At 63.8% G+C, this 23,240-nt stretch carries 22 protein-coding genes; 7 read left to right on the forward strand and 15 right to left on the reverse strand.

From position 1 onward, the window contains the following. Positions 1-24: 24 nt before the first annotated feature. From PYR64_RS14255 to PYR64_RS14295, 9 genes are all read right to left on the reverse strand, one after another. On the reverse strand, positions 25-969 hold the full coding sequence (locus tag PYR64_RS14255; RefSeq protein ID WP_275775838.1) for an ABC transporter permease: 945 nt from the start codon (positions 967-969) through the stop codon (positions 25-27). Then, positions 959-1,690, reverse strand: a complete 732-nt coding sequence (locus PYR64_RS14260) for an ABC transporter ATP-binding protein (RefSeq protein ID WP_018776825.1) — start codon at positions 1,688-1,690, stop codon at positions 959-961. The genes PYR64_RS14255 and PYR64_RS14260 overlap by 11 nt, the downstream gene beginning before the upstream one ends. 99 nt (positions 1,691-1,789) lie before the next feature. Beyond that, positions 1,790-2,941: an ABC transporter substrate-binding protein gene (locus tag PYR64_RS14265; protein ID WP_018776826.1), complete on the reverse strand. Its 1,152-nt coding sequence runs from the start codon at positions 2,939-2,941 to the stop codon at positions 1,790-1,792. 152 nt (positions 2,942-3,093) lie between these two features. After that, complete coding sequence (gene mmuM / locus PYR64_RS14270) at positions 3,094-4,047, reverse strand: homocysteine S-methyltransferase (RefSeq protein WP_275775842.1); 954 nt, start codon at positions 4,045-4,047, stop codon at positions 3,094-3,096. Between the two features lie 100 nt (positions 4,048-4,147). Next, positions 4,148-5,566 (reverse strand): GTP-binding protein, encoded by a 1,419-nt coding sequence (locus PYR64_RS14275; protein ID WP_064721527.1) that lies wholly within the window; start codon positions 5,564-5,566, stop codon positions 4,148-4,150. Beyond that, the gene (cysD, locus tag PYR64_RS14280; protein ID WP_018776829.1) at positions 5,567-6,574 is read right to left on the reverse strand and encodes a sulfate adenylyltransferase subunit CysD; all 1,008 of its coding nucleotides are present in this window, start codon (positions 6,572-6,574) and stop codon (positions 5,567-5,569) included. It abuts the gene before it with no gap. Further along, entirely contained in the window at positions 6,571-7,305 is a 735-nt protein-coding gene (locus tag PYR64_RS14285; protein ID WP_052247260.1) for a phosphoadenylyl-sulfate reductase, read from the reverse strand. The genes cysD and PYR64_RS14285 overlap by 4 nt, the downstream gene beginning before the upstream one ends. Further along, positions 7,302-9,044: a nitrite/sulfite reductase gene (locus tag PYR64_RS14290; protein ID WP_039242596.1), complete on the reverse strand. Its 1,743-nt coding sequence runs from the start codon at positions 9,042-9,044 to the stop codon at positions 7,302-7,304. The genes PYR64_RS14285 and PYR64_RS14290 overlap by 4 nt, the downstream gene beginning before the upstream one ends. A gap of 153 nt (positions 9,045-9,197) precedes the next feature. Then, positions 9,198-9,908 (reverse strand): CbiX/SirB N-terminal domain-containing protein, encoded by a 711-nt coding sequence (locus PYR64_RS14295; protein ID WP_026267030.1) that lies wholly within the window; start codon positions 9,906-9,908, stop codon positions 9,198-9,200. A gap of 63 nt (positions 9,909-9,971) precedes the next feature. On the opposite strand from PYR64_RS14295, the gene PYR64_RS14300 reads away from it, so the two are divergent. From PYR64_RS14300 to PYR64_RS14310, 3 genes are all read left to right on the forward strand, one after another. Then, positions 9,972-10,643, forward strand: coding sequence for a TRIC cation channel family protein (locus PYR64_RS14300; protein ID WP_275775845.1), 672 nt, complete (start codon positions 9,972-9,974; stop codon positions 10,641-10,643). 13 nt (positions 10,644-10,656) lie between these two features. Further along, a complete protein-coding gene (locus tag PYR64_RS14305) occupies positions 10,657-11,082 on the forward strand; it encodes a hypothetical protein (RefSeq protein WP_018776834.1) in 426 nt (141 codons plus the stop codon). A 391-nt stretch (positions 11,083-11,473) separates the two neighbouring features. Further along, complete coding sequence (locus PYR64_RS14310) at positions 11,474-12,343, forward strand: type IV toxin-antitoxin system AbiEi family antitoxin domain-containing protein (protein WP_275775848.1); 870 nt, start codon at positions 11,474-11,476, stop codon at positions 12,341-12,343. A 124-nt stretch (positions 12,344-12,467) separates the two neighbouring features. Here PYR64_RS14310 and PYR64_RS14315 read toward each other — a convergent pair whose 3' ends face one another. Genes PYR64_RS14315 through PYR64_RS14325 form a run of 3 tightly spaced genes read right to left on the reverse strand, consistent with a single transcriptional unit; the run spans position 12,468 to position 15,715 of the window. Continuing rightward, positions 12,468-13,571, reverse strand: a complete 1,104-nt coding sequence (locus tag PYR64_RS14315) for a polyprenyl synthetase family protein (RefSeq protein ID WP_018776836.1) — start codon at positions 13,569-13,571, stop codon at positions 12,468-12,470. A 9-nt stretch (positions 13,572-13,580) separates the two neighbouring features. Then, positions 13,581-14,924, reverse strand: coding sequence for a geranylgeranyl reductase family protein (locus tag PYR64_RS14320; RefSeq protein ID WP_275775850.1), 1,344 nt, complete (start codon positions 14,922-14,924; stop codon positions 13,581-13,583). 29 nt (positions 14,925-14,953) lie between these two features. Further along, a complete protein-coding gene (locus PYR64_RS14325) occupies positions 14,954-15,715 on the reverse strand; it encodes a demethylmenaquinone methyltransferase (RefSeq protein ID WP_026267031.1) in 762 nt (253 codons plus the stop codon). 91 nt (positions 15,716-15,806) lie between these two features. Here PYR64_RS14325 and PYR64_RS14330 point away from each other — a divergent pair, with 91 nt between their 5' ends. The 4 genes from PYR64_RS14330 to PYR64_RS14345 all read left to right on the forward strand — a co-directional run bounded on the left by PYR64_RS14330 (position 15,807) and on the right by PYR64_RS14345 (position 19,804). After that, positions 15,807-17,156 (forward strand): isochorismate synthase, encoded by a 1,350-nt coding sequence (locus PYR64_RS14330; protein ID WP_026267032.1) that lies wholly within the window; start codon positions 15,807-15,809, stop codon positions 17,154-17,156. A 158-nt stretch (positions 17,157-17,314) separates the two neighbouring features. Next, positions 17,315-18,112 carry an ABC transporter substrate-binding protein gene (locus tag PYR64_RS14335; RefSeq protein ID WP_018776840.1) on the forward strand — a complete coding sequence of 266 codons (798 nt, stop codon included), beginning with the start codon at positions 17,315-17,317 and terminating at the stop codon, positions 18,110-18,112. A gap of 94 nt (positions 18,113-18,206) precedes the next feature. Beyond that, on the forward strand, positions 18,207-18,998 hold the full coding sequence (locus tag PYR64_RS14340) for an amino acid ABC transporter permease (RefSeq protein ID WP_275775854.1): 792 nt from the start codon (positions 18,207-18,209) through the stop codon (positions 18,996-18,998). An 11-nt stretch (positions 18,999-19,009) separates the two neighbouring features. After that, positions 19,010-19,804, forward strand: a complete 795-nt coding sequence (locus tag PYR64_RS14345; protein WP_275775856.1) for an amino acid ABC transporter ATP-binding protein — start codon at positions 19,010-19,012, stop codon at positions 19,802-19,804. A gap of 100 nt (positions 19,805-19,904) precedes the next feature. Here the strand turns inward: PYR64_RS14345 and PYR64_RS14350 are convergent, their stop codons facing one another. The 3 genes from PYR64_RS14350 to menD all read right to left on the reverse strand — a co-directional run bounded on the left by PYR64_RS14350 (position 19,905) and on the right by menD (position 22,711). Continuing rightward, positions 19,905-20,108, reverse strand: a complete 204-nt coding sequence (locus PYR64_RS14350; RefSeq protein ID WP_275775858.1) for a hypothetical protein — start codon at positions 20,106-20,108, stop codon at positions 19,905-19,907. Then, positions 20,109-20,858: a hypothetical protein gene (locus tag PYR64_RS14355; protein WP_275775860.1), complete on the reverse strand. Its 750-nt coding sequence runs from the start codon at positions 20,856-20,858 to the stop codon at positions 20,109-20,111. It lies immediately after the preceding gene. A 152-nt stretch (positions 20,859-21,010) separates the two neighbouring features. Then, positions 21,011-22,711 carry a 2-succinyl-5-enolpyruvyl-6-hydroxy-3-cyclohexene-1-carboxylic-acid synthase gene (gene menD, locus PYR64_RS14360; protein ID WP_275775862.1) on the reverse strand — a complete coding sequence of 567 codons (1,701 nt, stop codon included), beginning with the start codon at positions 22,709-22,711 and terminating at the stop codon, positions 21,011-21,013. Between the last annotated feature and the right edge of the window lie 529 nt (positions 22,712-23,240).

Raw genomic sequence — 23,240 nt, forward strand, 5'->3', positions numbered from 1 at the left:
TTCCGAACAACAACGCTCTCGGAGTTAACGCGAGCTGCCTGCCAGCAGACCCCTGCGCTGCAGGAGGCGCTTCTCGATCGGCCCGAACACCAGGAGCTCGATCAGGATGCCCACGAACAGGATCAACAGGATCGCGGCCATGACGATAGCCATATCGGACAACGCGCGGCCCTGGTCAAGGAGCGAGCCCAGGCCGAAGCCGATGGTGCCACCCACAGCAATGATTTCAGCGGCCATCAGTGAGCGCCAGGAGAAGGCCCACCCTTGCTTCAAGCCACCGATGTACCCGGGAAGGGCCGCGGGAAGGACGATCTGCAGCGCCATCTGGAGCCGGTTCGCACCAAGGACGGTTCCAACGCTGCGGTACTGCGGCGGGATCTGGTCGACGCCGGAGATGAGCCCGTTGATGATGGACGGGATGGCGCCCATGAGGACCACAAAGTACACGGTTGCGTCCGTCAAACCGAACCAGATGATGGCGGCGGGAACCCAGGCCACTGACGGCAACACCTGAAGACCGGAAATCAACGGACCGAAGGCACGCCGCAGAGGCGCAACCTGGGCAAGCAGCAAGCCCACGGGCGTGGCGACGACGACCGAGATCAGGAAGCCAACCAAGCCGCGCTGCAACGAAGTCCACACGGATTCCTGGACCTTGCCCTCACTCCACAGGACCACAAGCTGGTTGAGCACATCAAGAGGACCGGGAACCTGGTCTCGGCGCTTGAGGCCCAGCGACACGTAGAACTGCCAGGCGAGGATGAGGACCACCAGCGCCACGACGGGAAGGAGGACACGCTTCCAGTCGATGCCTCGCTTGCCCCCGACGTCTGACTGGAGGTTGTCCAAACCTGCTTCGAGGTCGCGGAGATCCGAGGCATTGCCCTTCAGCGACGGCGACGTGATGTGTTCTTTGGATTCGCTCACGGGAAGGGTCCGCTCTTCGGTGGTGATGGGGTTACTTGGCATGGCGGCGGATCTCCTCGCGAAGGCGTCGGGTAATGACACCGGTTAACTCCCCGGCACGGCCGGCGTCGGTCCGGTGTTCCTCGGTGACTTCCCATTCGGCCACCACACGACCCGGACGCGACGAAAGCAACAGCACGCGCTGGCCCAGGCGAACGGCTTCACGGACGTTGTGGGTCACGAACACGATGGTCCGGCCGGTTTCCTTCCAGATGCGCTCAAGCTCATCGTGGAGGAGGTCCCGGGTGATGGCGTCCAAGGCGGCAAAAGGCTCGTCCATCAGCAGCAGTTGCCGGTCCTGTGCCAGTGAACGCGCCAAGGCCACGCGCTGCCGCATGCCGCCGGAGAGCTCGTGGGGACGCTTGTCCCCCGCGCCGCCCAAGTGCACGAGTTCCAGCAGTTCGTTGGCGCGTTCCCGACGTCCCGCCTTGGTGCTGGACTTGTCGGCCAACTGCAGCGCAAGCTCGATGTTTCCCCGCGCGGTCAACCACGGGAACAAGGACGCGTCCTGGAACATGAAGGCGGCACCGTCGCTGGGTACTTCAAGAGCGCCCGACGTCGGCTTCTCCAGTCCCGCCATGATGTTCAGCAGGGTGGACTTGCCGCAGCCGGACGCGCCGAGGAGGGCGACAAACTCGCCCTGCGCGATGGTGGCGTTGACGTCGTCCAGCACCGGGGCGCCGTCGCCGAAGCGTTTGCCCAGGTTCTCGAGTACGACTGGCATGGTCCCGTCCTTCGTGTTGATTGGTAGAGCTGATGTGCCTAAGGGCCGGTCCGCTCCCCCATGAGAATCACAAGGGGAAGCGGACCGGCCCGTTACTGCTTAGTCCTGGCCAAGACCTGCGGCGGAGGTCTTCTTGCCTTCAACCTCGTTTAAGGTGCGGAGGTCGAAGATGCCGTTGATATCGGCGGTCTTGGTGGTACCCGCGTCCACGCCGTCCTGGAGCAGCTTCTTGTACGTCCCGGCGAGCGGGTCAGTGGTGAACTTGATGTTCTGCAAAGCACGCTCAATGACATTCGCCGGAAGTGGCTTGCCTGCCGTGTCCTTGAGGACTGCGTTGATGGTGGTGGCCTTCTCTTCAGCCGAGGCCGAGTTGAGCCAGTTCACGGATTCCACGTGGCCCTTGAGGAGTGCCTTGACGGTTTCCGGGTGTTCGGCGGCGAACTTCTTGTTCACGATCAGGATGGTGGTGGTGAAGTCACCGTTCTCCCAGAGGTCCTTCTCGTCAACCAGGACCTTCGCTCCGGCTTCGAGGACCAAACGGGAGGCCCACGGCTCAGGCAACCACGCGCCGTCGAGCTTTCCGTCCTGGAAGAGCTTCAGCGATTGGGCGTTTTCGGTCGGGTTGATGTTGACGTCGCCGCTGCCGTCCGTGTTGGTCTTGAATCCCTGGTGACCCAACCAGGCGCGTAGTGCAACGTCCTGGGTACCGCCGAGCTGGGGCGTGCTGAGGACCTTGCCCTTGAGGTCCGCTGCGGAGTTGATCTCCGGCTTGACCACGAGCTGGGCACCGCCGGATGCTGCGCCGGCGATGATGCTGATGGACTCGCCGTTGCTCTTGACGAAGGAGTTGATGGCCGGGTTCGGGCCGATGTAGGTGGCGTCGATGGCTCCGGCGTTCAGGGCTTCGATGGCGGCGGGACCGGCGTTGAAGATCTGGGTGGTGAGCTTGGTGTCGCCGAGGTTCTTGGCGAAGATGCCCTTGCTGGTACCGACCAGGGCCGGACCGTGCGTGACGTTGCTGAAGTAGCCGAGCTTGAGCTCCGCCGCCGGTGTGGTGGCGGGGGCCGGCGCAGCCTGGTTGCTGTTGGAAACTGCGGAGGCCACTGCCGCGCCTGCACCGATCAGCAGCACGAGGCCGACGGCCAGGGCGATCTCGATGGTGCGGCGGCGCTTGGGCTTGGGTGCGGTCTCACCGGCGACGATGCGGGTGGTACCGGAATCGGGTTTCTGTGACTCGGGTGTGTTTGCCATGGGGGGTCCTTATGAGAAGTGGGATGCGAAAGGGGCGAAGATCAGGCCCCGTGACATCGCCCGTGTTGGGCAAGGAAGGACCATTCCGGAGAGGTCATGCCTTCACAGTAGGGACTGTCATATTTCCGCTTCAATCCCGCAGAAACCAAGGTTCACGAAGGTTCACGTGGCGTCATATTCGCGGCAAGCTCTTCAATGTCGCGCGGAGTTGTGCGGCAGCAGCCACCTATGAGATGGGCTCCACGATCCCGCCAGTCCGCAGCGTTGCCCGCCAGCGTGCCGCCGCCCTGGACACCCTGGGACGGTCCCCACGTTTTCGTCACGGCATCGTAGCTCTCACCCGAATTCGGGTACGCCACGAGTGGTTTGCCGGAGGCCTGCTGAAGGTTGCCCAGCGCATCCGACACCAGTTCCAGCGGCACGCAGTTAATGCCGACGGCGGCGACGCGCGGTTCCGCGCTGAGCAGCGCAGCCACCTGCTCCAGCGGCGTTCCGTCACTGATGTGGCCGCTGTCCCGCAGCGTAAACGTAAACCAGGCTTCGACGTCGAACTCCGCCACGAGCGCCAACAGCGCCTCTGCTTCGGCGTACGACGGCAGCGTCTCACACGCCAGGAAATCCGCGCCGGCCTCTACCAGCGCCGCGATCCGTGGCCGGTGGAAATCCTGGAATTCCGCGGCGGAAAGCGTGTAATCGCCCCGGTACTCGGAGCCGTCGGCAAGGTAGGCGCCGTACGGTCCAACGGATCCGGCTACCAGCATTGGCCCATTCGCAGAACCCTCCGCCAAGGCTTCCTGTCGCGCCTCATCGGCCAAGCGGACGCTCAATGCCACCAGTTCCAAGGACTCCGGAACGGAAAGCCCGCGCCGTGCGAAGCCCTGTGGGGTCGCCTGGTAGCTGGCTGTGATGGCTACGGAGGCACCGGCGTCGAAGTAGTCGCGGTGGACCTGTTTGATCAGGTGCGGCTGTTCCAGCAGGACCTTGGCAGACCACAGGGCATCTTCCAGATCGCAGCCGTGGGCTTCCAGTTCGGTGGCCAGCGCTCCGTCCAGGACCAGGTCTGTGCCGGCCTCCAGGAGGGTGCTGAGCGTGGTGTTCTGTGGCATGGGTCCTTCCCCGGTAAAAGAAAACCGCAGCTTTGTTCGTCGGTCACGCCTTACAACGTGGGGGTCGCGAACAAGCTGCGGTTTGTGACTACGTATGACCCTAAATGACGTAACGTTCGTCTTCGTGGTCGCCCGGGTGGTCCTTGACCAGACCGGCGGCCAGCGTGTTGCCGTCGATTGGGTCGATCACCAGGAACGCGCCGGTGCGGCGGTGGTGCAGGTAATTTTCCAACGGCAAAGCAGCGGCGAGCCGGAGTTGGGCATGCCCGATGTCGTTCAGTTCCAAGGTGCTGGTGGGCTCTACGGTGAAGGTAGCCAGGTCCAGCTTGCCGGTGACGTTGCGGACCAAGGCCTGGACCGTGCGCGTACCGTGCTTCACCAGGACCTTCTGGCCTTCGCGCAGCGGCTTCGGTGACAGCCAGGCCAACGATGCGTAGAGGTCGGCGGAGCTTTCGCGGACAGTCCCGGCAGCGGCGATGGTGTCACCACGGGCAATGTCGATCTCGTCAGCCAAACGGACGGCCACGGACTGCGGTGCCGCAGCTTCCTCCAGCGACTGGCCGGCGAAGTCGATGCCGACCACCGTGGTGACGCGCGGTTCGTGGCCGGGGCTGATGACGGACACTTCGTCGCCTACCTTCACGGAGCCTTCCGTGATCTGCCCTGCGTAGGCCCGGTAATCGCGGTAGGCCTCTACGTCGAGCCCGCCAGCCACAGCATCAGGAGCCAAGGCCCCCTGCGGACGGATGACCAGTTGTACCGGGAAGCGGAAGCTCTCCAGTTCGGCTTCGAGCTCATCGGCGGCCGGAAGGGTTTCGAGGACCTCCAGCAGCGCAGGGCCGGTGTACCAAGGGGTACGGTCCGAGCGGTCCACTACGTTGTCGCCATCCAAGGCGGACACCGGAACCACGAAAAGATCCGTCACCCCGCCCGCATTTGAATCGTCACGGCCAAGGCCAAGCTCACGGCCGACCTTCTGCACATCAGCCTCGATGTCGCGGAACACCTGCTCGCTGAAGTCCACCAGGTCGATCTTGTTGACCGCCACAATGACGTGGGCAACGCGCAGCAACTGCAGCACGGAGAGGTGCCGACGGGTCTGCTCCAGCACACCCTTGCGGGCGTCAATGAGTACGACGACAGCATCCGCAGTGGACGCACCGGTCACCGTGTTCTTGGTGTACTGAACGTGGCCAGGGCAGTCGGCAAGGATAAAGCTGCGGCGGTCCGTTGCGAAGTACCGGTAGGCCACATCGATGGTGATGCCCTGCTCACGCTCGGCGCGCAGGCCGTCTGTCAGGAGGGCGAGGTCGATTCCGCCCTTCTCACCACCGAAGCCGCGGTCGGCAGAGGTGCGGGCGACGGCGTCGAGCGTGTCGGCAAGGATCGCCTTGGAATCGTGAAGGAGGCGGCCCACCAGAGTGGACTTGCCGTCGTCGACCGATCCGGCAGTGGCGAAACGGAACAGGGTTGTGGGCAGGGCTGTTTCCAGCCCGGCAGCCAATGTTTCGGTGCTCATTTAGAAGTAGCCGTCCTTCTTGCGGTCTTCCATGGCGGCCTCGGAGATGCGGTCATCTGCCCGGGTGGCGCCACGTTCTGTCAGGGTGGAGGCAGCGACTTCAACTACGACGTCGGCCACGGTGCGTGCGTCGGACTCGACCGCACCTGTGCAGGACATGTCGCCCACGGTCCGGTAGCGGACCAGTTTGGTGATGACGTCCTCGTGGGGCAGCGGCTGGGAAACTTCGCCCACTGCACGCCACATGCCGTCGCGGGCGAAGACTTCACGCTCGTGGGCGTAGTACAGGCTGGGAAGTTCGATGTTCTCGCGCTCGATGTAGCGCCAGATGTCCAGCTCGGTCCAGTTGCTGATGGGGAACGCACGGACGTGCTGGCCCACCGTGTGGCGGCCGTTGTACAGGTTCCAGAGTTCGGGACGCTGGTTGCGCGGATCCCACTGGCCGAATTCGTCACGGAGGCTCAGGATGCGCTCCTTGGCGCGGGCCTTGTCCTCGTCGCGACGGCCACCACCGAAAACGGCGTCGAACTTGTTGCGCTGGATCGCGTCCAGCAGCGGGACGGTCTGCAGCGGGTTGCGGGTGCCGTCGGCACGCTCAGCCAGTTCGCCGCGGTCGATGAACTCCTGCACCGAACCGACAACCAGCTTCAAACCGAGGCGCTCAACGGTGCGGTCGCGGAAGTCGATGACCTCCGGAAAGTTGTGGCCGGTATCGACGTGCAGCACCGGGAAAGGGACCTTGCCGGGCCAGAATGCCTTGGTGGCCAGGTGCAGCATAACCACGGAGTCCTTGCCGCCGGAGAACAGCAGCGCAGGCTTCTCGAATTCGGCAACTACCTCACGGATGATGTGAATTGCTTCGGACTCGAGGGTGTCCAGTGAGCTCAGGCGCTCAGCTGAAGGGCCGCCGTGCCCGCTTCGCGATGCCCGCCACGCCGCGGCGGCCCCTTCAGCTTCGCTCTGCAACTGGTTCAACTCGAGGTCCTCGCTGGTTGTTTGAGTGCTCATGTGTGTAGTCCGCATTCTGTCTTGTCGGAACCTGCCCAGCGGCCGGCTCGGGGGTCTTCGCCCGGGGCCACTTTGCGGGTGCAGGGCTGGCAGCCGATGGACGGGTAGCCCTGGCTCAGGAGGGGGTTGACGGGGAGGATGTTGTCCTCGGAGTACTCCAGCAACTGATCGAAGGACCAGTCCACCATCGGGTTCACCTTGACCAGGCCGAAACCTTCATCCCAGGTGACCACCGGTGTGTTGGTGCGGGTGGGGGCTTCATCGCGGCGGACGCCGGTGAACCACACCTCATAGCCGGACAGCGAGCGGCGCAGCGGCTGGACCTTGCGCAGCGCGCAGCACTGTGCGGCGTCCCGGGCGAACAGATCCTTGCCCAGCAGGCGGTCCTGCTGTTCCACGGTGTTCTCCGGCAGGACGTCCACGACGTTGACGCGCAGGTTGGCAGCTACTTCGTCGCGGGTCTCGTAGGTTTCCTTGAAGTGGTAGCCGGTTTCGAGGAACAAAACGTCGACGCCGGGAAGCTGGTCCGCGACCATGGCCGGCAGGACGGCGTCGGCCATGGAGCACGCCACGGTGATGGCGGGCAGTTCGAAGTTCCGTGCCACCCAGGCGATGGCCTCCTGGGCCGTGGCGTTCCAGCCAAGCTCCGCGGCACCGGCTTCGGCCAGTGCCTTGAGCTCTTCCGGAGACCGCAGGGTACGCACGGCCGGAAGCGTTTGTGGATCTGTCATTGGAGGTCTCCTTCATCTGCGGAGTGTGCCCACTCGGCGAAGGTCTGGCCCTCGGCGCCGACGGCGACGAACTTGCGGACCACGCGCTCCACGTAATCGGGCAGGTCTTCCACCGTGACCTTGAGGCCGCGGACGGTGCGTCCCAAACCGGCTTCCTCGCGCTCGTTGTTGGCCAGCCCGCCACCGAGGTGGACCTGGAAACCCGGGGTGGGGTCGCCGTCGGGCGTTGGCAGCATCATGCCCTTCAGGCCGATGTCGGCCGTCTGGATACGTGCGCAGGAGTTCGGGCAGCCGTTGATGTGGAGGGACAGTGCCGAGGGCAGCTGCTTGGTCTCCACGAGGTCGGCCAAGCGGCGTTCCAGCTCGGCGATAGCGGTAGCTGCCGTGACCTTGGTTTCGACGATGGCCAGCTTGCAGAACTCAATGCCCGTGCAGGCAATGGTGCCGCGGCGGAACACGGACGGGCGGGCGGACAGGCCCAGTGTGTCCAGTTCAGCGATGAGCGGCTCCACCTGCTCCTTGGCCACGTCCAGGATGACGAGCTTCTGGTGGGGAGTTGTGCGCAGGCGGTAGGAACCGTGCTTTTCCAGGGTGTCGGCCAGCGTCACCAGTGCCTCGCCGGACGTGCGTCCCACGGTGGGGGTCACGCCGATGAAGAACTTGCCGTCCTTCTGCTCGTGCACGCCGATGTGGTCACCCGGGGCGTTGGGCTTGGGCGCGGCAGGGCCGTCCGGAAGCTTGAAGCCAAGGTATTCGTCTTCGAGGATCTGGCGGAACTTGGCCGGGCCCCAGTCGTTCATGAGGAACTTCAGGCGGGCCTTGGTGCGCATGCGGCGGTAGCCGTAGTCACGGAAGATGCTGGTGACGCCCAGCCACACTTCAGCGGCGACGTCGGCGGAAACGAACACACCCAGGCGTTCGGCCAGGCGGGGGTTGGTGGACAGGCCGCCGCCAACCCAGAGGTCGTAGCCGGCGCCAAGCTCAGGGTGGACGACGCCCACCAGGGCGAAGTCGTTGATCTCGTGCACGACGTCCTGGGACGGGTGGCCCGTGATGGCGGTCTTGTATTTACGCGGCAGGTTGGCGAGCTCGGGGTCGCCGATGAAGCGCTCCGCGAGTTCGTGGATGAGCGGCGTGGGATCGATGATCTCGTCCTTGGCGATTCCCGCAACCGGGGAGCCGAGGATGACGCGCGGGACGTCGCCGCAGGCTTCCGTAGTGGACAGGCCGATGCCCTCCAGGCGGCGCCAGATTTCCGGCACATCCTCCACGCGGATCCAGTGCAGCTGGATGTTCTGGCGGTCCGTGAGGTCGGCGGAGCCTCGGGCGAAGTCCACGGAGATCTGGCCGATAACGCGCAACTGCTCGGTGGTGAGCGCACCGCCATCGATGCGGACGCGCAGCATGAAGTACTTGTCTTCGAGCTCGTGCGGCTCCAGGGTGGCGGTCTTGCCGCCGTCGATCCCGGGCTTGCGCTGTGTGTAGAGGCCCCACCAGCGGAAACGGCCATGCAGGTCGGTTCCGTCGATCGAATCGAAGCCTTCCTTGGAGTAGACAGACTCAATCCGCTCACGGACGTTCAGGCCGTTGTCTTCCTGCTTCCAGGTCTCGTTGGCGTTGAGCGGCGCGGTGCCGTCAACCTTCCACTGGCCATGGGGCTTGGCCGCCGGGCGGGTGCGTGCTGGGCGCGAAGGGACTGCGGCGTCAGCGGACGCACCGGCTACAGCTGTATCTGTCATACATCGACTGTAGGTCTGGCCAGATTTCGCCAGCAAAGGTCCGGAAATGTTGAGTCACCTAGGGAAACATTTCGTCACGAACACGCCAGCGGCCTTGTTCCGGACAGCCTGATATGCAGGTCCCCGAAGGGCGGTTTTCCTTGCAAACAAAGGTTAGGAGAGGCTTTCCAACACTGCGTCGTAGCGTTCCAGGGCAATCTCGGCCAGAACCTTCGACGGCAGCAGCGGAGCCGCAACAACGTCGGCACCGGCCTTCGCCAATTGGTCATGGAAGTAGCCGGTGGCCAGCAGGTAGGAGGCAATGAAGACCCTGCCGTGGGAGCCGCTCGGATCGTTGGCGAGTTCGGCACGCAAGGAGGCGACGCCGTCGGGCACATTGGGCTGGGCGCTGGCACCATAGGCGACCCGCACCTTGTTCGGCAGCAGCTCCCCCAGCAGGCGAGCCTGCTCCTCCGAGTCCACCGATCCGTCCGGCAGCGACGAGCCCGCGGCAGCCAGCAGGACGCCGTCGTTCTCTTCCAGTCCCGAGGCGCGCAGATGAGTGGCCAGCAGTTCGGCAAGCCGGGGATCCGGGCCCAGCGGCCTGGCGGCCACGACTTCGGGCCGGCTCTTGATCGCCTTGGGCACGTCGACCTTGATGTGGAAGCCGGTGGACAGCAGGAGTGGCACGACGACGGCGGCAGTCCCCTCGGGCAGGCCCTCCACCACGCCGGACAACTCGGGTTCCTGGACATCGACGTAGGCCTCCAGGACCTGGAGTCCGGGACGGAGTTCCTCGATCTCGGCCATAACCCGGCGAATGGCCGCCTGGCCCTCAGCGTTGCGGGTTCCGTGGGCGCAAGCGATCAAAACGGGGCTGTTCATGGGAGCTAGCGTAACGTTGAGCCAGCACCTGTTGTGAAGCACGTTAAGAAAGAACCAGTCCACTTGATTTCCATTGACATTGTTCTTCTCTGGCTTGACCTCATCGGCGTGTTCTTTTTCGCGGTTTCCGGGTCGCTGTTGGCCGCCCGGAAGCAGTTCGACTTCGTTGGCTCCATACTGCTTGCCTCCATCGCTGCCTTGGGCGGCGGCGCGATCCGCGACATCGTCATCAATGCCGGGCCTCCCATCGCCTTCACGAATCCCGCCTATCTGGCGCCGCCGCTGCTCGCAGCCATGCTGGTCTACTACCTGTTTTCCTCCGTCCAGCGCTTCACCTCGCTTTTGACGTTGTTCGACGCCGGTGGACTCGCCTTGTTCTGCATTACCGGAACGCTCAAAGCCATCAGTGCCGGCATGAACCCCGTGGCTGCGATCTTGCTGGGTGTGACCACGGGCGTTGGCGGTGGCTTGCTTCGCGACATCACCGCCAACGAAATCCCCACCCTGTTCAACAACCGCGACATCTATGCACTGCCTGCCTTCGTAGGTGCTGGCTTGACCACGTTGATGTGGCATCTGGGGCTCTTCAGCGGGCTCACTGCTTGTGTCATTGCCGGTGTTGTTTTCGCGTTCCGGGTGACGGCCTGGCGACGCAGCTGGTACGTGCCGTTGGCTGTCCGGGGATGGCACCGTGCCGGTACTGGTGGGGGCGCAATTTCGGGTCCCCGGGATTAGCTAGGATAAGAGCATGACTGACATGTTCCTCGAGAAGTTCCGCGCGCTGGTCCCAAAGTATCTCGAGGATGAATGGCAGGAAGAAGACGGCCTCACGCCCGACGAACTGGACGACGCCCTCGCTGAACACTCCTTCACCATCCCGCTGGTCCTTCGCGAGTTCTACCTTGCCATCGGCGGTTGCGAGGACCTCATGGAGGCCTACCACTACTTCTGGGACCCCGAGGAACTTGAAGTCGATGACGAAGGCTTCCTCATGTTCCTTGAGGACGAGGACGAACAGTTCACCTGGGGCTTCCGCACCGCCGACCTCAGCATCCCGGACCCCATCGTCTGGCGCCGCAACAACGCCCGCGGCCAATGGAAGAGCGAGGAAGGCACGTTCTCCGAGTTCGTCTTCGACATGTTCGAGTGGGCCTTCAACGACGACGAGGACTAGGTCCTTTTTCAGGGCGCCCCCGTGGCTTCCTGACCTTGTTTGAACGACGCGCAGCCCCTATGCAACCTTGATTGATTGCATAGGGGCTGTTTTGCGTTGAACGAAGGTCACAAAGCCACGGATTTCCGGGCTTAAACGGAATGGCCCCGGCTCGCTGCAACGTTACGAGTCATACGCTGCACCGAACCGGGACCACAATCTCCGTTCGCATCAGACCCACCGGAGGCATTTAGTGGATCCGTGAATAGCTTATGACAATCCTGTCACAAGCGCAACTCTTAGCGTCAACGTAAATTCAAAGATGCCGTTGCATTTTTACGGCCCGGTGTAGTTATCCACATAGGCCGAAAAGCAGGCTCTGGGGAGTCTCCAACGCCGCAACCATAGCCTGATGGACCTCACCCAATTCCTCCGATCCAGACTCGGCGCGGCCAGAACCGCAGACTTGAAGCGGGCCGGGTTCCCTGAACGAACACTGGCATCGGCGTTGAGCAACGGGGTGATCACCCGATTGCAGCGAGGCGTCTACGTCACCAAAGGAGCAGACCCCGACGTCGTAGCCGCCTTTCGCGCGAATGGCCGCCTGACCTGTATCTCGGCAGCGAGGTTCTACGGCCTTTGGGTACTTCGCGAACCAGAAACTTTGCACTTAAGCTGCGGCAACGGTCTGCCCAACCCGCGGGTTGTTGACCACGCCGGCGTGACCCATCCCCCGCATCCCTATCTACCTGTTGCAGGCGTGGCTGACGTTCTCATTCACGCCCTTCGTTGCCGGCCGGAGCTGGAGTCGCTGGTCATGGTCCAGAGTGCTGTGAGCCAGGCGCTGCTCAGCCCGGATTACCTAAGGTCCAAACTGGCGGGTCCCCGCAATGGCCGGGCGCGGGCTGCTGTGGGGTTGGTCCTTCCCAGGGCAGATTCTTTGCTGGAAGTCCTGGCACATGTCCACTTCACCAGGGCAGGACTCAGGGTGAAGATGCACGTGCAGCTACCCGGAGTTGGTGAAGTCGACTGCCTGATCAACGATTGCCTGGTGATCGAGCTGGACGGAGGTACCCACTTGGAAGGCAGGCAGGTTAAGAAGGACCAGTACCGGAACAACGCCAGCATGCGTGGCGGGCTGCTGGTTCTCCGCTATTACTACTCCGACGTCGTCCACCATCCAGGGAAGATGGTGGCTGAAGTGCTCATCGTGCTGGGTAACAGGGAAGCCGGGCACTTCGGACCGTCCAGGTGGACGCCAAAGTGGGTGCCGGCGTCGTGATTCGACCGTCCGCCGTGGCGACCCGAGCTACTTTGGAACGAAAACGGCCGCTTTGCAACCCGAAAAGGGTGCAAAGCGGCCGTCAAGCGCCTAAAGCGGGTCAGGAAGCCACGCCCAGGAAGACTTAGCTGCTGCGGTCCACCACTGCGTGGGCGAAGTTGGTCAGTGAATCCTTCACCACACCCTCCGGCAGCGGAGCCAGGGCAGCAACGGCCTCGGCGGACCACTGGCGGGCGATCTTCCAGGACTCGTTGGTCACGGGGTGCTCGCGCAGGCCGGCCACGGCCTCAGCCAACGCCGAATCGGAGGAGAGGTCGCCGTCGATCAGTTCAAGGAGTTCGGCAGCAGAGGTATCCCCTGCGGCAGCATCGCGTCGCAGCAACAGGACGGGCAGAGTGGGAACGCCTTCGCGGAGGTCGGTGCCCGGGGACTTTCCGGACTTGACCTTCACCCCGGTGACATCGATGACGTCGTCAGCCAGCTGGAAGGCGACGCCCACCTTTTCGCCGTACTCCACCAACAAGTCTTCAAATGCCTCATCAGCGCCGGCAAAGATCGCACCCAGCTGGCCGGACGCCGCTACGAGTGAACCGGTCTTGTCGGCGATGACGGACAGGTAGTGCTCTACGGGATCTTCGTCCTCGCGGGGCCCCACGGTTTCGTGCAGCTGGCCAAGGCAGAGGCGTTCGAAGGTGCGCGCCTGGATGCCGAGTGCACGGGAGCCGAGCTCGGAAACCAGGATGGAGGCGCGGGCGAAGATGAGGTCACCGGTAAGGATGGCCACGGAGTTGCCCCAGACCTCGTGGGCGGTGGGAGCTCCACGGCGGAACGGGGCGGAGTCCATCACGTCATCGTGGTAGAGCGTCGCGAGGTGCGTGAGCTCAACAACCACGGCTGCCTGGACAACCTCGGGCCGGGAAGCATCGCCCAGGTGTGCGCACAGCAGGGTGAGCAGCGGACGGATGCGCTTGCCACCGGCTTCCACCAGGTGCCGCGACGTCGCGTCAGCCAGGGGGTCCGAGTTGGAGATGGCTTCGCGAAGCTTCTTCTCCACCCGGGCAAGGTTGTTGGTGATGGCAGGGCCAAGCTCGGCGTCGCCTGCAATGGCAGCAAAACCTGCGGGCAGCTGGAGGCCCGTCGCAATTGCCGTGGTGTTCAAGGAAGGCTCGGTGGAGTCCGGCAAGCCGTGCCCGGCATGCGTCCAGCTGTGTTCGGCAGAGTTCGTCACGGGTTAACCCTAACTAGTTGTTGCGGAAACCGCGGTGTCGGAGCCTGCCGGCGTCACAGCGCGGGCAGAGGAACTGTTGGACGTTGCCGGAACCAGCATCTCGAGGACCCGGATCACGCGGTCTTCGAAGCCCTTCGCGGACGGGTCGGTCAGGTTCGCGAGCATGCGCACTACAAAACGCATCAGCACGGGAATCGGCATACCGGTGCGCAGTGCGAGCTTCATCACCGCGGGCTTGCCAATCAAGGAAGCAAAGAGCCTTCCCAGCGTGAAGTGCGATCCCCAATGGTCCCGCACATAGTCCGCGTACCGGGAAAGGTGTGCGTCGGCGTCGTCGACGGTCCACCCGGCTGAAGCCGAACGGGAGGAGGCGTCGATGATGAACTCAGCGGCAAACCGGGCCGACTCCATTGCGTAGGAAATGCCTTCGCCGTTGAACGGGGACACCATGCCGCCGGCGTCGCCCAGCAGAAGCAGCCCGGGCGAGTAGTGCGGCGTGCGGTTGAAGCCCATCGGCAGCGCCGCGCCGCGGATTTCCCCCACCTGGTTTTCAGGGGTGAAACCCCACTCCGAGGGCATACCGGCGGTCCATTCGCGCAGGACCTGCTTGTAGTCGAGCTTGCCGAATTCCTTGGACGAATTCAGGATGCCCAGGCCGACGTTGGACGTGCCGTCGCCGACGCCGAACACCCAACCGTAGCCGGGCAGTGGCTTGCCGGACTTGCCGGGGAGTTCCAGCCAGCCTTCCATCCAGTCGTCTTCATGGCGGGGGGACGTGAAGTAAGTGCGCACGGCGACGCCCAGCGGGCGGTCGTCACGCTTGTGCATACCCAGCGACACGGCGGTTCGCGTCGAGTTTCCGTCGGCGGCGAGAACGACGTCGGCGTGGAAGTCGCGCGTTTCGCCCGTCTTGCGTCCGGACTCGTCCAGGATTGAAGCGCGGACTCCGATGACACGTCCGTCATCTGCGGTCAGTGCGGACGTGACGCTGTGGCGTTCCAGCACCACCGCACCGGCCGACTCTGCGTGGCGCGCAAGGTCCTCGTCGAAGCCAAGGCGGGTGCGGATCAGTCCGTAGGTGGGGAAATCCGCAACTTCGGGCCAGGGCAACTCGATGGTGCGACCACCGGCAATGAGGCGAAGGCCCTTGTTGCGGCGCCACCCTTCCTCAACAGCGTGGGGCAGGCCGAGCTTCTGGATCTCGCGAACAGCCCGCGGGGTGAGGCCATCTCCGCAGACCTTCTCGCGGGGGAACGACGTCTTTTCCAGCACCGTGACGTCGATGCCCGCTTGGGCGAGGTAATACGCGGCAGTGGACCCGGCCGGGCCCGCGCCAACAATCAGTACTTTCACGTCGTCCTAAGTCAGCAGGCAGTACGGAGCTAGCCGGCCTGGTGGCGCGGCTTGATTTGGCGTCGCAGCTTGGCAACGGGAACACTCTCGCGGTGCTCTGCGGGCTTCTGCGCACGGTGCACGGCAACAATGCCACCGCTGAGGTTGCGGTAGGTGATGTCGGTCCAGCCGGCATCGGCGAGCCACTGGGCCAGGTGGTCCTGGTCCGGCCAGGCGCGGATGGACTCAGCGAGGTAGACGTAGGCATCCGGGTTTGACGACACCTTGGTGGCGATGGCCGGCAGGGCGCGCATCAGGTATTCGGTGTAGAGGTTGCGCCACAGTGGAACCACGGGGTGCGAGAACTCGGCAATGACCAGGCGGCCGCCGGGCTTGGTGACGCGCAGCATTTCCTCCAGGGCCTTGCGGGGTTCTACGACATTGCGCAGGCCGAAGGAAATGGTGGACGCGTCAAAGCTGTTGTCCGCGAAGGGCAGGTTGGTGGCGTCACCGGCGATGAAGTCGATGTCCGGGCGGCGGCGCTTGCCCACTTTGAGCATGCCCAGGGAGAAGTCGCAGGCCACCACGTCCACGCCGGCGTCGGCGTAGGGTTCGCTGGAAGTGCCCGTTCCGGCGGCGAGGTCAAGGACCTTCTGACCCGCTTTCACATCCATGGCGTCCACCACGATCCGGCGCCAGCGCCGGGTCTGTCCCATGGACAGGACGTCATTGACGACGTCGTATTTTGGGGCGACATCATCAAACATCGTCGCAACTTCGTCCGGACGCTTTTCCAAGGATGCTCGGTTCACCCAGTAATTGTCTCAGACATTCAGCAGACTTTGCTTCGCTGTAGAAGTCGGCTCAGGTTCTGGTTGCGCGCGGGAGTACTGTTGTTCCATCATGACGAGCACGCTCCGCACCTTGACAGTCCCCCTCGATGTTGAATCATCCCCAGGGGGGCTGCCGTCGTTTCTGGTGCGGGACGACGTCCTTTGCTGGTCCCGGCGCGAGGCCGGCCTGGTGGGCTACGGCGAGCTGACCCGTTTCAACGCCACCGGCCCGGAGCGCTTCCTTGAGGCTGATATCTGGTGGCGGCACCTGATTCTTGAGGCAGAGATCACGGACCACGTTGAGCTCCCGGGCACGGGTCCCGTGGCTTTCGGCTCGTTTGCCTTCTCCAAAACATCCCCGCACGTGTCCCGCCTGATCCTCCCGGAATTGGTGGTCGGTATCCGCGACGGCCGCGGCTGGGCCACTCAATTGACGTTCGACGACGGCCCCCTCACCGAGGCCGGCGTGCTCGCCGCCGTGGAACGCTGGCTGACCGAACCCAACGGCGACGGCTCAGCGACAGGAGGGTCCGACGTCGAACTCCCACCTGAGGCTGTTGCCGCCAACGGTTCGGCTGGTTACCTTAGCCATGGTTCCCTCAGCGAGGCGAACTGGATGAAGGCGGTTGCCGACGGCGTCGAGGAGATCCGCGCCGGCAAGCTGGAGAAGCTGGTTTTGGCGCGCGACGTCGTTGCCACCCTTCCCGCGGGCGTCAACGCTGCGGAGGTACTTCGCCAACTTGCCGCAAGGTACCGCGAATGCTGGACGTACGGTGTTGATGGCCTGGTGGGCGCGACCCCCGAGATGCTCATCCAGGTGGAGGGCCGCACTGCGCAAGCGCGGGTCCTGGCCGGGACGCTGGATCGCCGGGATGCGGACGGCATGGACGGCTCCCCCATGGAATATGCGGAGCGGGTCCTGGCCGGTTCGGAAAAGCAGCGCCACGAACACGAGATCGCCATTGATTCGCTGACCCGACAGCTGGCACCGTTCTCCGAGGCGATGAACTCCCATAGCGAACCGTTCATCCTTGAGCTGCCCAACGTGTGGCACCTGGCGTCGGATGTGAAGGCGGAACTGGCCGATATCGAAGGTCACGTGCCGACCTGCCTGGCCTTGATCAACGCGTTGCACCCAACCGCTGCGGTGTGCGGAACCCCCACCCTGGTGGCCGGTGCGTTGATCCGGAAACTCGAACATCTGGACCGCGGCCCCTATGCCGGACCGGTCGGATGGCTGGACGCTGCAGGCAACGGCGAGTGGGGAATTGCGTTGCGCGGAGCCGTGATCGAGGACGCCAACACCGTGCGGCTTTATGCCGGGTGCGGCATCGTGGAGGGTTCGCAGCCGGAGGCTGAACTGGCCGAGACGTGGGCAAAGTTCCGGCCGATGCTTGAGGCATTGGGAATCAAGCGCTGAATCTGGGATTCCAGACAGGACCTCGGTTCCGGTGGTTGATAAGTGCGTAAACTAGTTATCTAATAGTGAAACTTCGTTTCCTGTGATGCACATCTCATGTTCGGCGCTACACTAAAACCGACTCAGTTCAGCATCCACCGCAACAAAAGGTAAACAACATGCAGATCTCCCGTTCGGTTCTGTCCGGCACCAAGATTGCCGCCGTGCTCGCAGCCGGCGCACTGGCCCTCACCGCCTGCGGTGGTTCCTCCACTCCCGCAGCCTCGGATGGCTCGGGCTTGAAACTCATCAATGCCGGCAAGCTGACTGTCTGCTCGGATGTGCCCTACGAGCCCTTCGAATTCCAGAAGGACGGCAAGATTGTCGGCTTCGACATGGACATCGCTGCCGAGATCGCCAAGGACATCAAGGCAGAACTCAACGTGGTGGACAGCTCCTTCGAAGCCATCGAGACCGGCACTGCACTGACTGGGTGCGACGTCTCCATCTCCTCGATCTCCATCACTGACGTCCGCAAGAACGTCATGGACTTCTCCAACCCCTACCTCGATGACGACCTGACCCTGGTGGCCACCTCGTCCTCGGGCATCAACAACATTGACGGCGCCAAGGGCAAGAAGGTGGGTGTCCAGCAGGCAACCACCGGCGCCCAGTACGCCAAGGACAAGGGCATCGACGCGCAGCAGTTCGAGGACTCCGGCCTCCTGGTCCAGGCCCTCAAGGCCGGCACCATCGACGCAGCCATCGGCAACCAGTCCGTGCTGGGCTACGCCATCAAGGACGATTCCAACCTCAAGCGCGTCGAGGACTACGCGACGGGCGAGAAGCTGGGCATCGCCATCAAGAAGGGCAACACCGCCATGGCTGACGCCGTGAACGGCACCCTGAAGCGCATCACTGATGACGGCTCCCTGAAGAAGTTCCAGACCACCTGGTTCGGCGAAGCCACCAAGTAGTCCGAGCCCCGGCTCTCCCGAGATCCACGCAGGCGGGCCCCGAAACGATACGTTGTTTCGGGGCCCGGCTGCGCAACATGAATGTGAGAACACCATGGCAATGACTGCACGTCAACGAGCCAAAGTCAGTTTGTACGTCCAGGCTGGGATATTCGTTGTGGTCCTGGCCGCAGTAATCCTTGCTGTGGACTGGAAGACGATCGGCACCAGCGTCTTCAACTTCGCCAAAATCGGGCCGATGTTCCCGGATATCTTCCTGGTTGGCCTCAAGAACACCCTTATCTACACGGCGCTGGCCTTCGTGGTGGGCCTGTCGGGCGGCCTCCTGCTGGCCCTCATGAAGCTCTCTTCCTTCCCCCTGTACCGCTGGATCGCCACCGGGTACATCGAGTTCTTCCGCGGCGTCCCTGCCCTGCTGGTCTTCATCGCTTTCGGCTACGGTGTTCCCCTGGCTTTCGGTGTGCAGTGGGACGTCAACACCGTGGTCATGGTTTCCCTGGGCATGGTGGCGTCTGCGTACATCGCTGAAACCCTTCGCGCCGGTCTTCAGGCCGTACCCAAGGGCCAGATGGAAGCAGCGCGTTCACTGGGTATGCCGCACTGGCGTGCGATGGTCTCGATCGTCATTCCCCAGGCCTTCAAGATCGTCCTCCCCCCGCTGACCAACGAGATCATCCTGCTCACCAAGGACTCCTCGCTGATCTACGTCCTGGGCCTCACGGCGTCCCAGTACGAGCTCACCAAGTTCGGCCGCGACGGCATCTCCAGCCTCGGCGCGGGCCTCACCCCCCTGCTCGTGGCAGGTGCTTTCTACTTGGTCATCACCATCCCCTTGAGCCTCCTTGCCAGGAAGTTCGAAAGCCGCTCCGCGCGGACCAAGCGATAGGCAGGACAGTCATGAATAACTCCACTGGGAGCACGGCCACCGTTCGCGCCGCCGGCGTCAACATCAAAGACCTGCGCAAGTCCTACGGCAGCAACGAGGTCCTCAAGGGCATCTCACTGACCGTGGAACCCGGCCAGGTTGTATGCCTGATCGGACCATCAGGTTCGGGCAAGTCCACCCTTCTTCGCTGCGTCAACCTGCTGGAACACCCCAACGCCGGCACCATCAACGTGGGCGAGTTCGAACCGACCGACCCCGACGTGGACCTCAACAAGATGCGCCAAAGCGTAGGCATGGTCTTCCAGCACTTCAACCTGTTCCCGCACCTCAGCGTGCTGGAGAACTGCACAATCTCGCAGATGAAAGTGCTCAAGCGCTCCAAGTCCGAAGCGGCCGACGTTGCGCGCCACAACCTTGAGCGCGTTGGCCTGGGACACTTGGCCGACCGTTTCCCGGACCAGCTCTCCGGTGGCCAGCAGCAGCGCGTGGCCATCGCACGCGCTTTGTCCATGGATCCGAAGCTCATGCTCTTTGATGAGCCGACCTCTGCACTGGACCCTGAAACCGTGGGCGACGTCCTTGCGGTCATGCGGAAGCTGGCCCAGGAAGGCATGACCATGCTGGTGGTCACCCACGAGATGGGCTTTGCCCGCGAAGTGGCCGACCGCGTGGTCTTCATGGACGCCGGCGTTGTCGTGGAGGAAGGGCCGGCGGAGCACGTCATCAGCGCCCCCACTCAGCCGCGTACCAAGGAATTCCTGCGCCGCGTCCTTGACCCGACGCACATCGGCGTCGAGGAAGCGTAGCTTTTCGCCGGCGCCGCTGACGCCGCGCATATTGATTGGCGCCACAGAAACGGGAGGGCGACACCCACATTTGGGTGTCGCCCTCCCGTTTCCGGTTCGCCTACGAATTTGGGTGGCCTGCAGAAGCACGACGACGGCGGGGAACCCCGGCTGACTCAAGCACGCGTTCCAGCTTGCTCACCGTCAGGTCGCTCCACACCAGCCGGAACACTCTTCGGCCGGCGGCTCGTATGGCGTCTTCGCGGGCCTTCTCTTCGATCACTATCTGGGAAGGCGTACGTCCCTGCAAGTACTCCGGCTTCATTTACTTTTCGCGGCCGTCGAATTCTCCAACCAACACAAGCCCCTCCCAGTAGTAGTCCGTGTACACCGTTCCCCTTGAGGTGTTCACCGCATACTGCAGCAAAGGAGTCTCGAATCCGAGGACGTGCATCAAGCCGCGGGCATAGGATTCGCCGGGTGAACCGGAGTTTCCGGCACCAAACTTTACCGCCGCTGTGATTCGCCTGACCGCTGCTTTGGAGTAAGTCCCGCTGATGCCGTCCAAGAGTTGCTCCTTGGTCACAGGCTGGGCGTTTCGCTTTCTGTTCAGCAGGAAATCCACCGGGACAACGGCCTCGGCAAACGGAACCGACGCGGCGATGTCCAGTACGGTCCGAATCCTGTCTGTGACCAGGAAGCCGTTGACTTCCTGGGCCCGCTCGCTTCCTGCGGCTACCAAGTGGCGTCTCACCCCCGCACGCGAACGGCCTCCTCCGGTGTAAGTCGTCAGGGCATGAACAGGCTGGTGGCGCAGGATAGTGGGGATTCCGTGAATCGACGCCGCCGAGTGGTGCGAGAAGATGGTCGGAGCCGCTAAGCACTCGGCTGCCGCTTCTACGTTCAGGGTGTAACGTTCCCAGCTCTCCAACTGCTGCCATTGAGGGGCATCGACGTAGACACCGTGCCTGATGCGGACGAGCTTTCCGGCCTTCGCATCCATGGACAATGACCTGGAATTGCCTCCGAGGATGGACAAATCCTTGGCGAGAATGAGTTTGGGTAGCCTTCGCATTCCAACAGTCTTCGTGGGACGCTCCTGCGGTACGAGGGCAGAGTTTGCCTATGTGGACAACCCACCGCTCGCCACGCAAACTGCTGAGTGCCCGGAAAACGGACTGACGACACCCAAATTTGGGTGGCCCCCGTCAGTGTCTGTGGCCTGCCTCAGTTTCCGTGGCCCACGGCGGCGTTGATGGCTTCCTTGATCCGGGCATGGAGTCCGCGCAGACCCGCCCTGTCCACGCGTACCTCCACGATGGTGCGACCCTTCAAGGGCGACTTGAGTGCGTCGGCGAGTTCCGCCGTCGTACTTACTGCTTGGTGCCCGACGCCGTATGCCGCCGCGAGTGCCGCGATGTCCACTGAGTGCGGGGTACCGAAGAGGCGTTCGACGGCGGTGCCGTAGGCGCCTGAGTCTTCCACGGCGCCGTGTTCGAGGAGTGCGAAGATGGCGCCACCTGAGTCGTTGAGCACCACGATGCGGAGGTCCGGCACCGGCTCACCGTGGCCCAGGAGCAGGCCCCCGGCGTCGTGCAGGAAGGTGACATCGCCCAAGAGGACGGTGGTTTCGCGTCCACTGCCAAGTGCGATTCCGGTAGCTGTGGCGATGGTGCCGTCGATGCCGGCGAGGCCACGGTTGGCGTACACGGTGGCGATCGGGCCCTGATGCGGATGGCCGGCGAGGTCCACGTCGCGGATGCCGTTGGAGGAGCCGAGGACAAGTTGGCCGCGGGAGTGTTCCCAAACGGCGGCTCCTACTGACGGGCCGTTGGCAAGGCTCTCCGCCGCGAGCACGCCATCCAGCGCATGTTGGGCCGAGGCGCCGGCGAGAAGCCAGGTATCGAGCCATTCAGTCGGGCCGCGGCCGGCGAAAGCGGCCAGTTCCGGCAGGGTTTCGATGGGCGTTTCGCGGCGTCGGCCGGCGTCGTACCAAGCGACCGGGACAGGCTGGTAGATCGCTGATGCCACCGATTCGCGGGCCAGGAGTGCTGCAACGGGGCGGGACAGGGTGGCCCGGCCGAAAAGGACAACGCGCTCGATGGGAGCGGGTGAACCGGGACCAAAGTGCTCCAGCAGCACACGATACGGACCAACGGCATTGGGGCCGAAGCGGGCGTTCGAAGACGGCTCTGCCAGCAAAGGAAGGCCGTGCGCGCGGGCGAAGGCCTCCGCCACCGGTCCGGCGTCATGGCCAGCGAGGACCACGGTCCGTCGCTCGGCAAGTTCGCTGGACGCTGCCGGAAGCTCCAAAGCCTGCGGTCCGGCGTCGTAATGGAACACGCCGTGTCCCTGCGTATCCGGCAGGGCATCCCCGGTTTCGGGCGTCAGCGGATCGCGGAAGGCGATGTTCACCTGGACCGGACCTGGCGGCGTGTCCTCCAGCGCACCGGTGGCTGCATACAGCGCAGTGGCAACTGCCTTCTGCGGGTTGTCCCCCGCGGCGACGTCGACGGCGAAGCGCACGTGATCGCCGAAAAGGTCCAGTTGGATGGTGGTTTGGTTCGCCCCGGTACCGTGCAGTTCCTCGGGACGGTCGGCGGAAATGACCACCACGGGAACGGCCGAGTGGTTGGCCTCCATCACAGCGGGAAGGAGGTTCCCCACGGCTGTGCCCGAGGTAGTCAGGACCGCGACCGGGGCTTCCGTGGAGAGCGCCAGGCCCAGGGCGGTGAAGCCGGCGTCCCGCTCGTCGATCCGGACATGAAGTCGGACCCGCCCCGCGGCTTCTGCCTCGGCGAGGGCGTAGGCCATGGGCGCCGACCGCGAACCGGGGGCCACCACCGCGTGCCGCACGCCGCCGTCGAGCAATGCAGTAACGGCGATCCGGGCGGCGGCGATGGAAGTCAGAGAGTCCTGTGAAGTCACCGCTCCAGTCTATTGGGGGCTGCAGTCCCCCATCGCTCGCTCACATCCCGGCTGCTTCCCCCACCCCCCACTCACAACCCGGCCCCTTCACCCAAACGCTTGCTCACGCCCCGCGCCCTTCACCCACACCCTCACTCACATTCCAGGTGCTTCCCACCAAACGCTTGCTCACAACCCGGCCCCTTCCCCCACACCCTCACTCACAACCCGGCCCCTTCACCCACACCCTCACTCACGCCACGCGCCCTTCCCACCAGCCCTCACTCGCATTCCAGGTGCTTCCCACCAAACGCTTGCTCACGCCCCGGGTGTTTGGCGGGACCCTCGTTGACGTCCCAATGGGACTGTCGGAATAGCGGTGGATCCGTGGTTATCGGGAACCATGAGCAAGCGTCGGGATCAAACCCGCGGGATGTGAACAAGCGTCCGAACCAAACCCGAGGGATGGGAGCAAGCGTCGGGATCAAACCCGAGGGATGTGAGCAAGCGTTGGGATCAAACCCGAGGGATGTGAGCAAGCGTTGGGATC

Origin of the sequence: Paenarthrobacter sp. Y-19 (assembly GCF_029223985.1) — a bacterium.
GTDB lineage: Bacteria > Actinomycetota > Actinomycetes > Actinomycetales > Micrococcaceae > Arthrobacter > Arthrobacter nicotinovorans.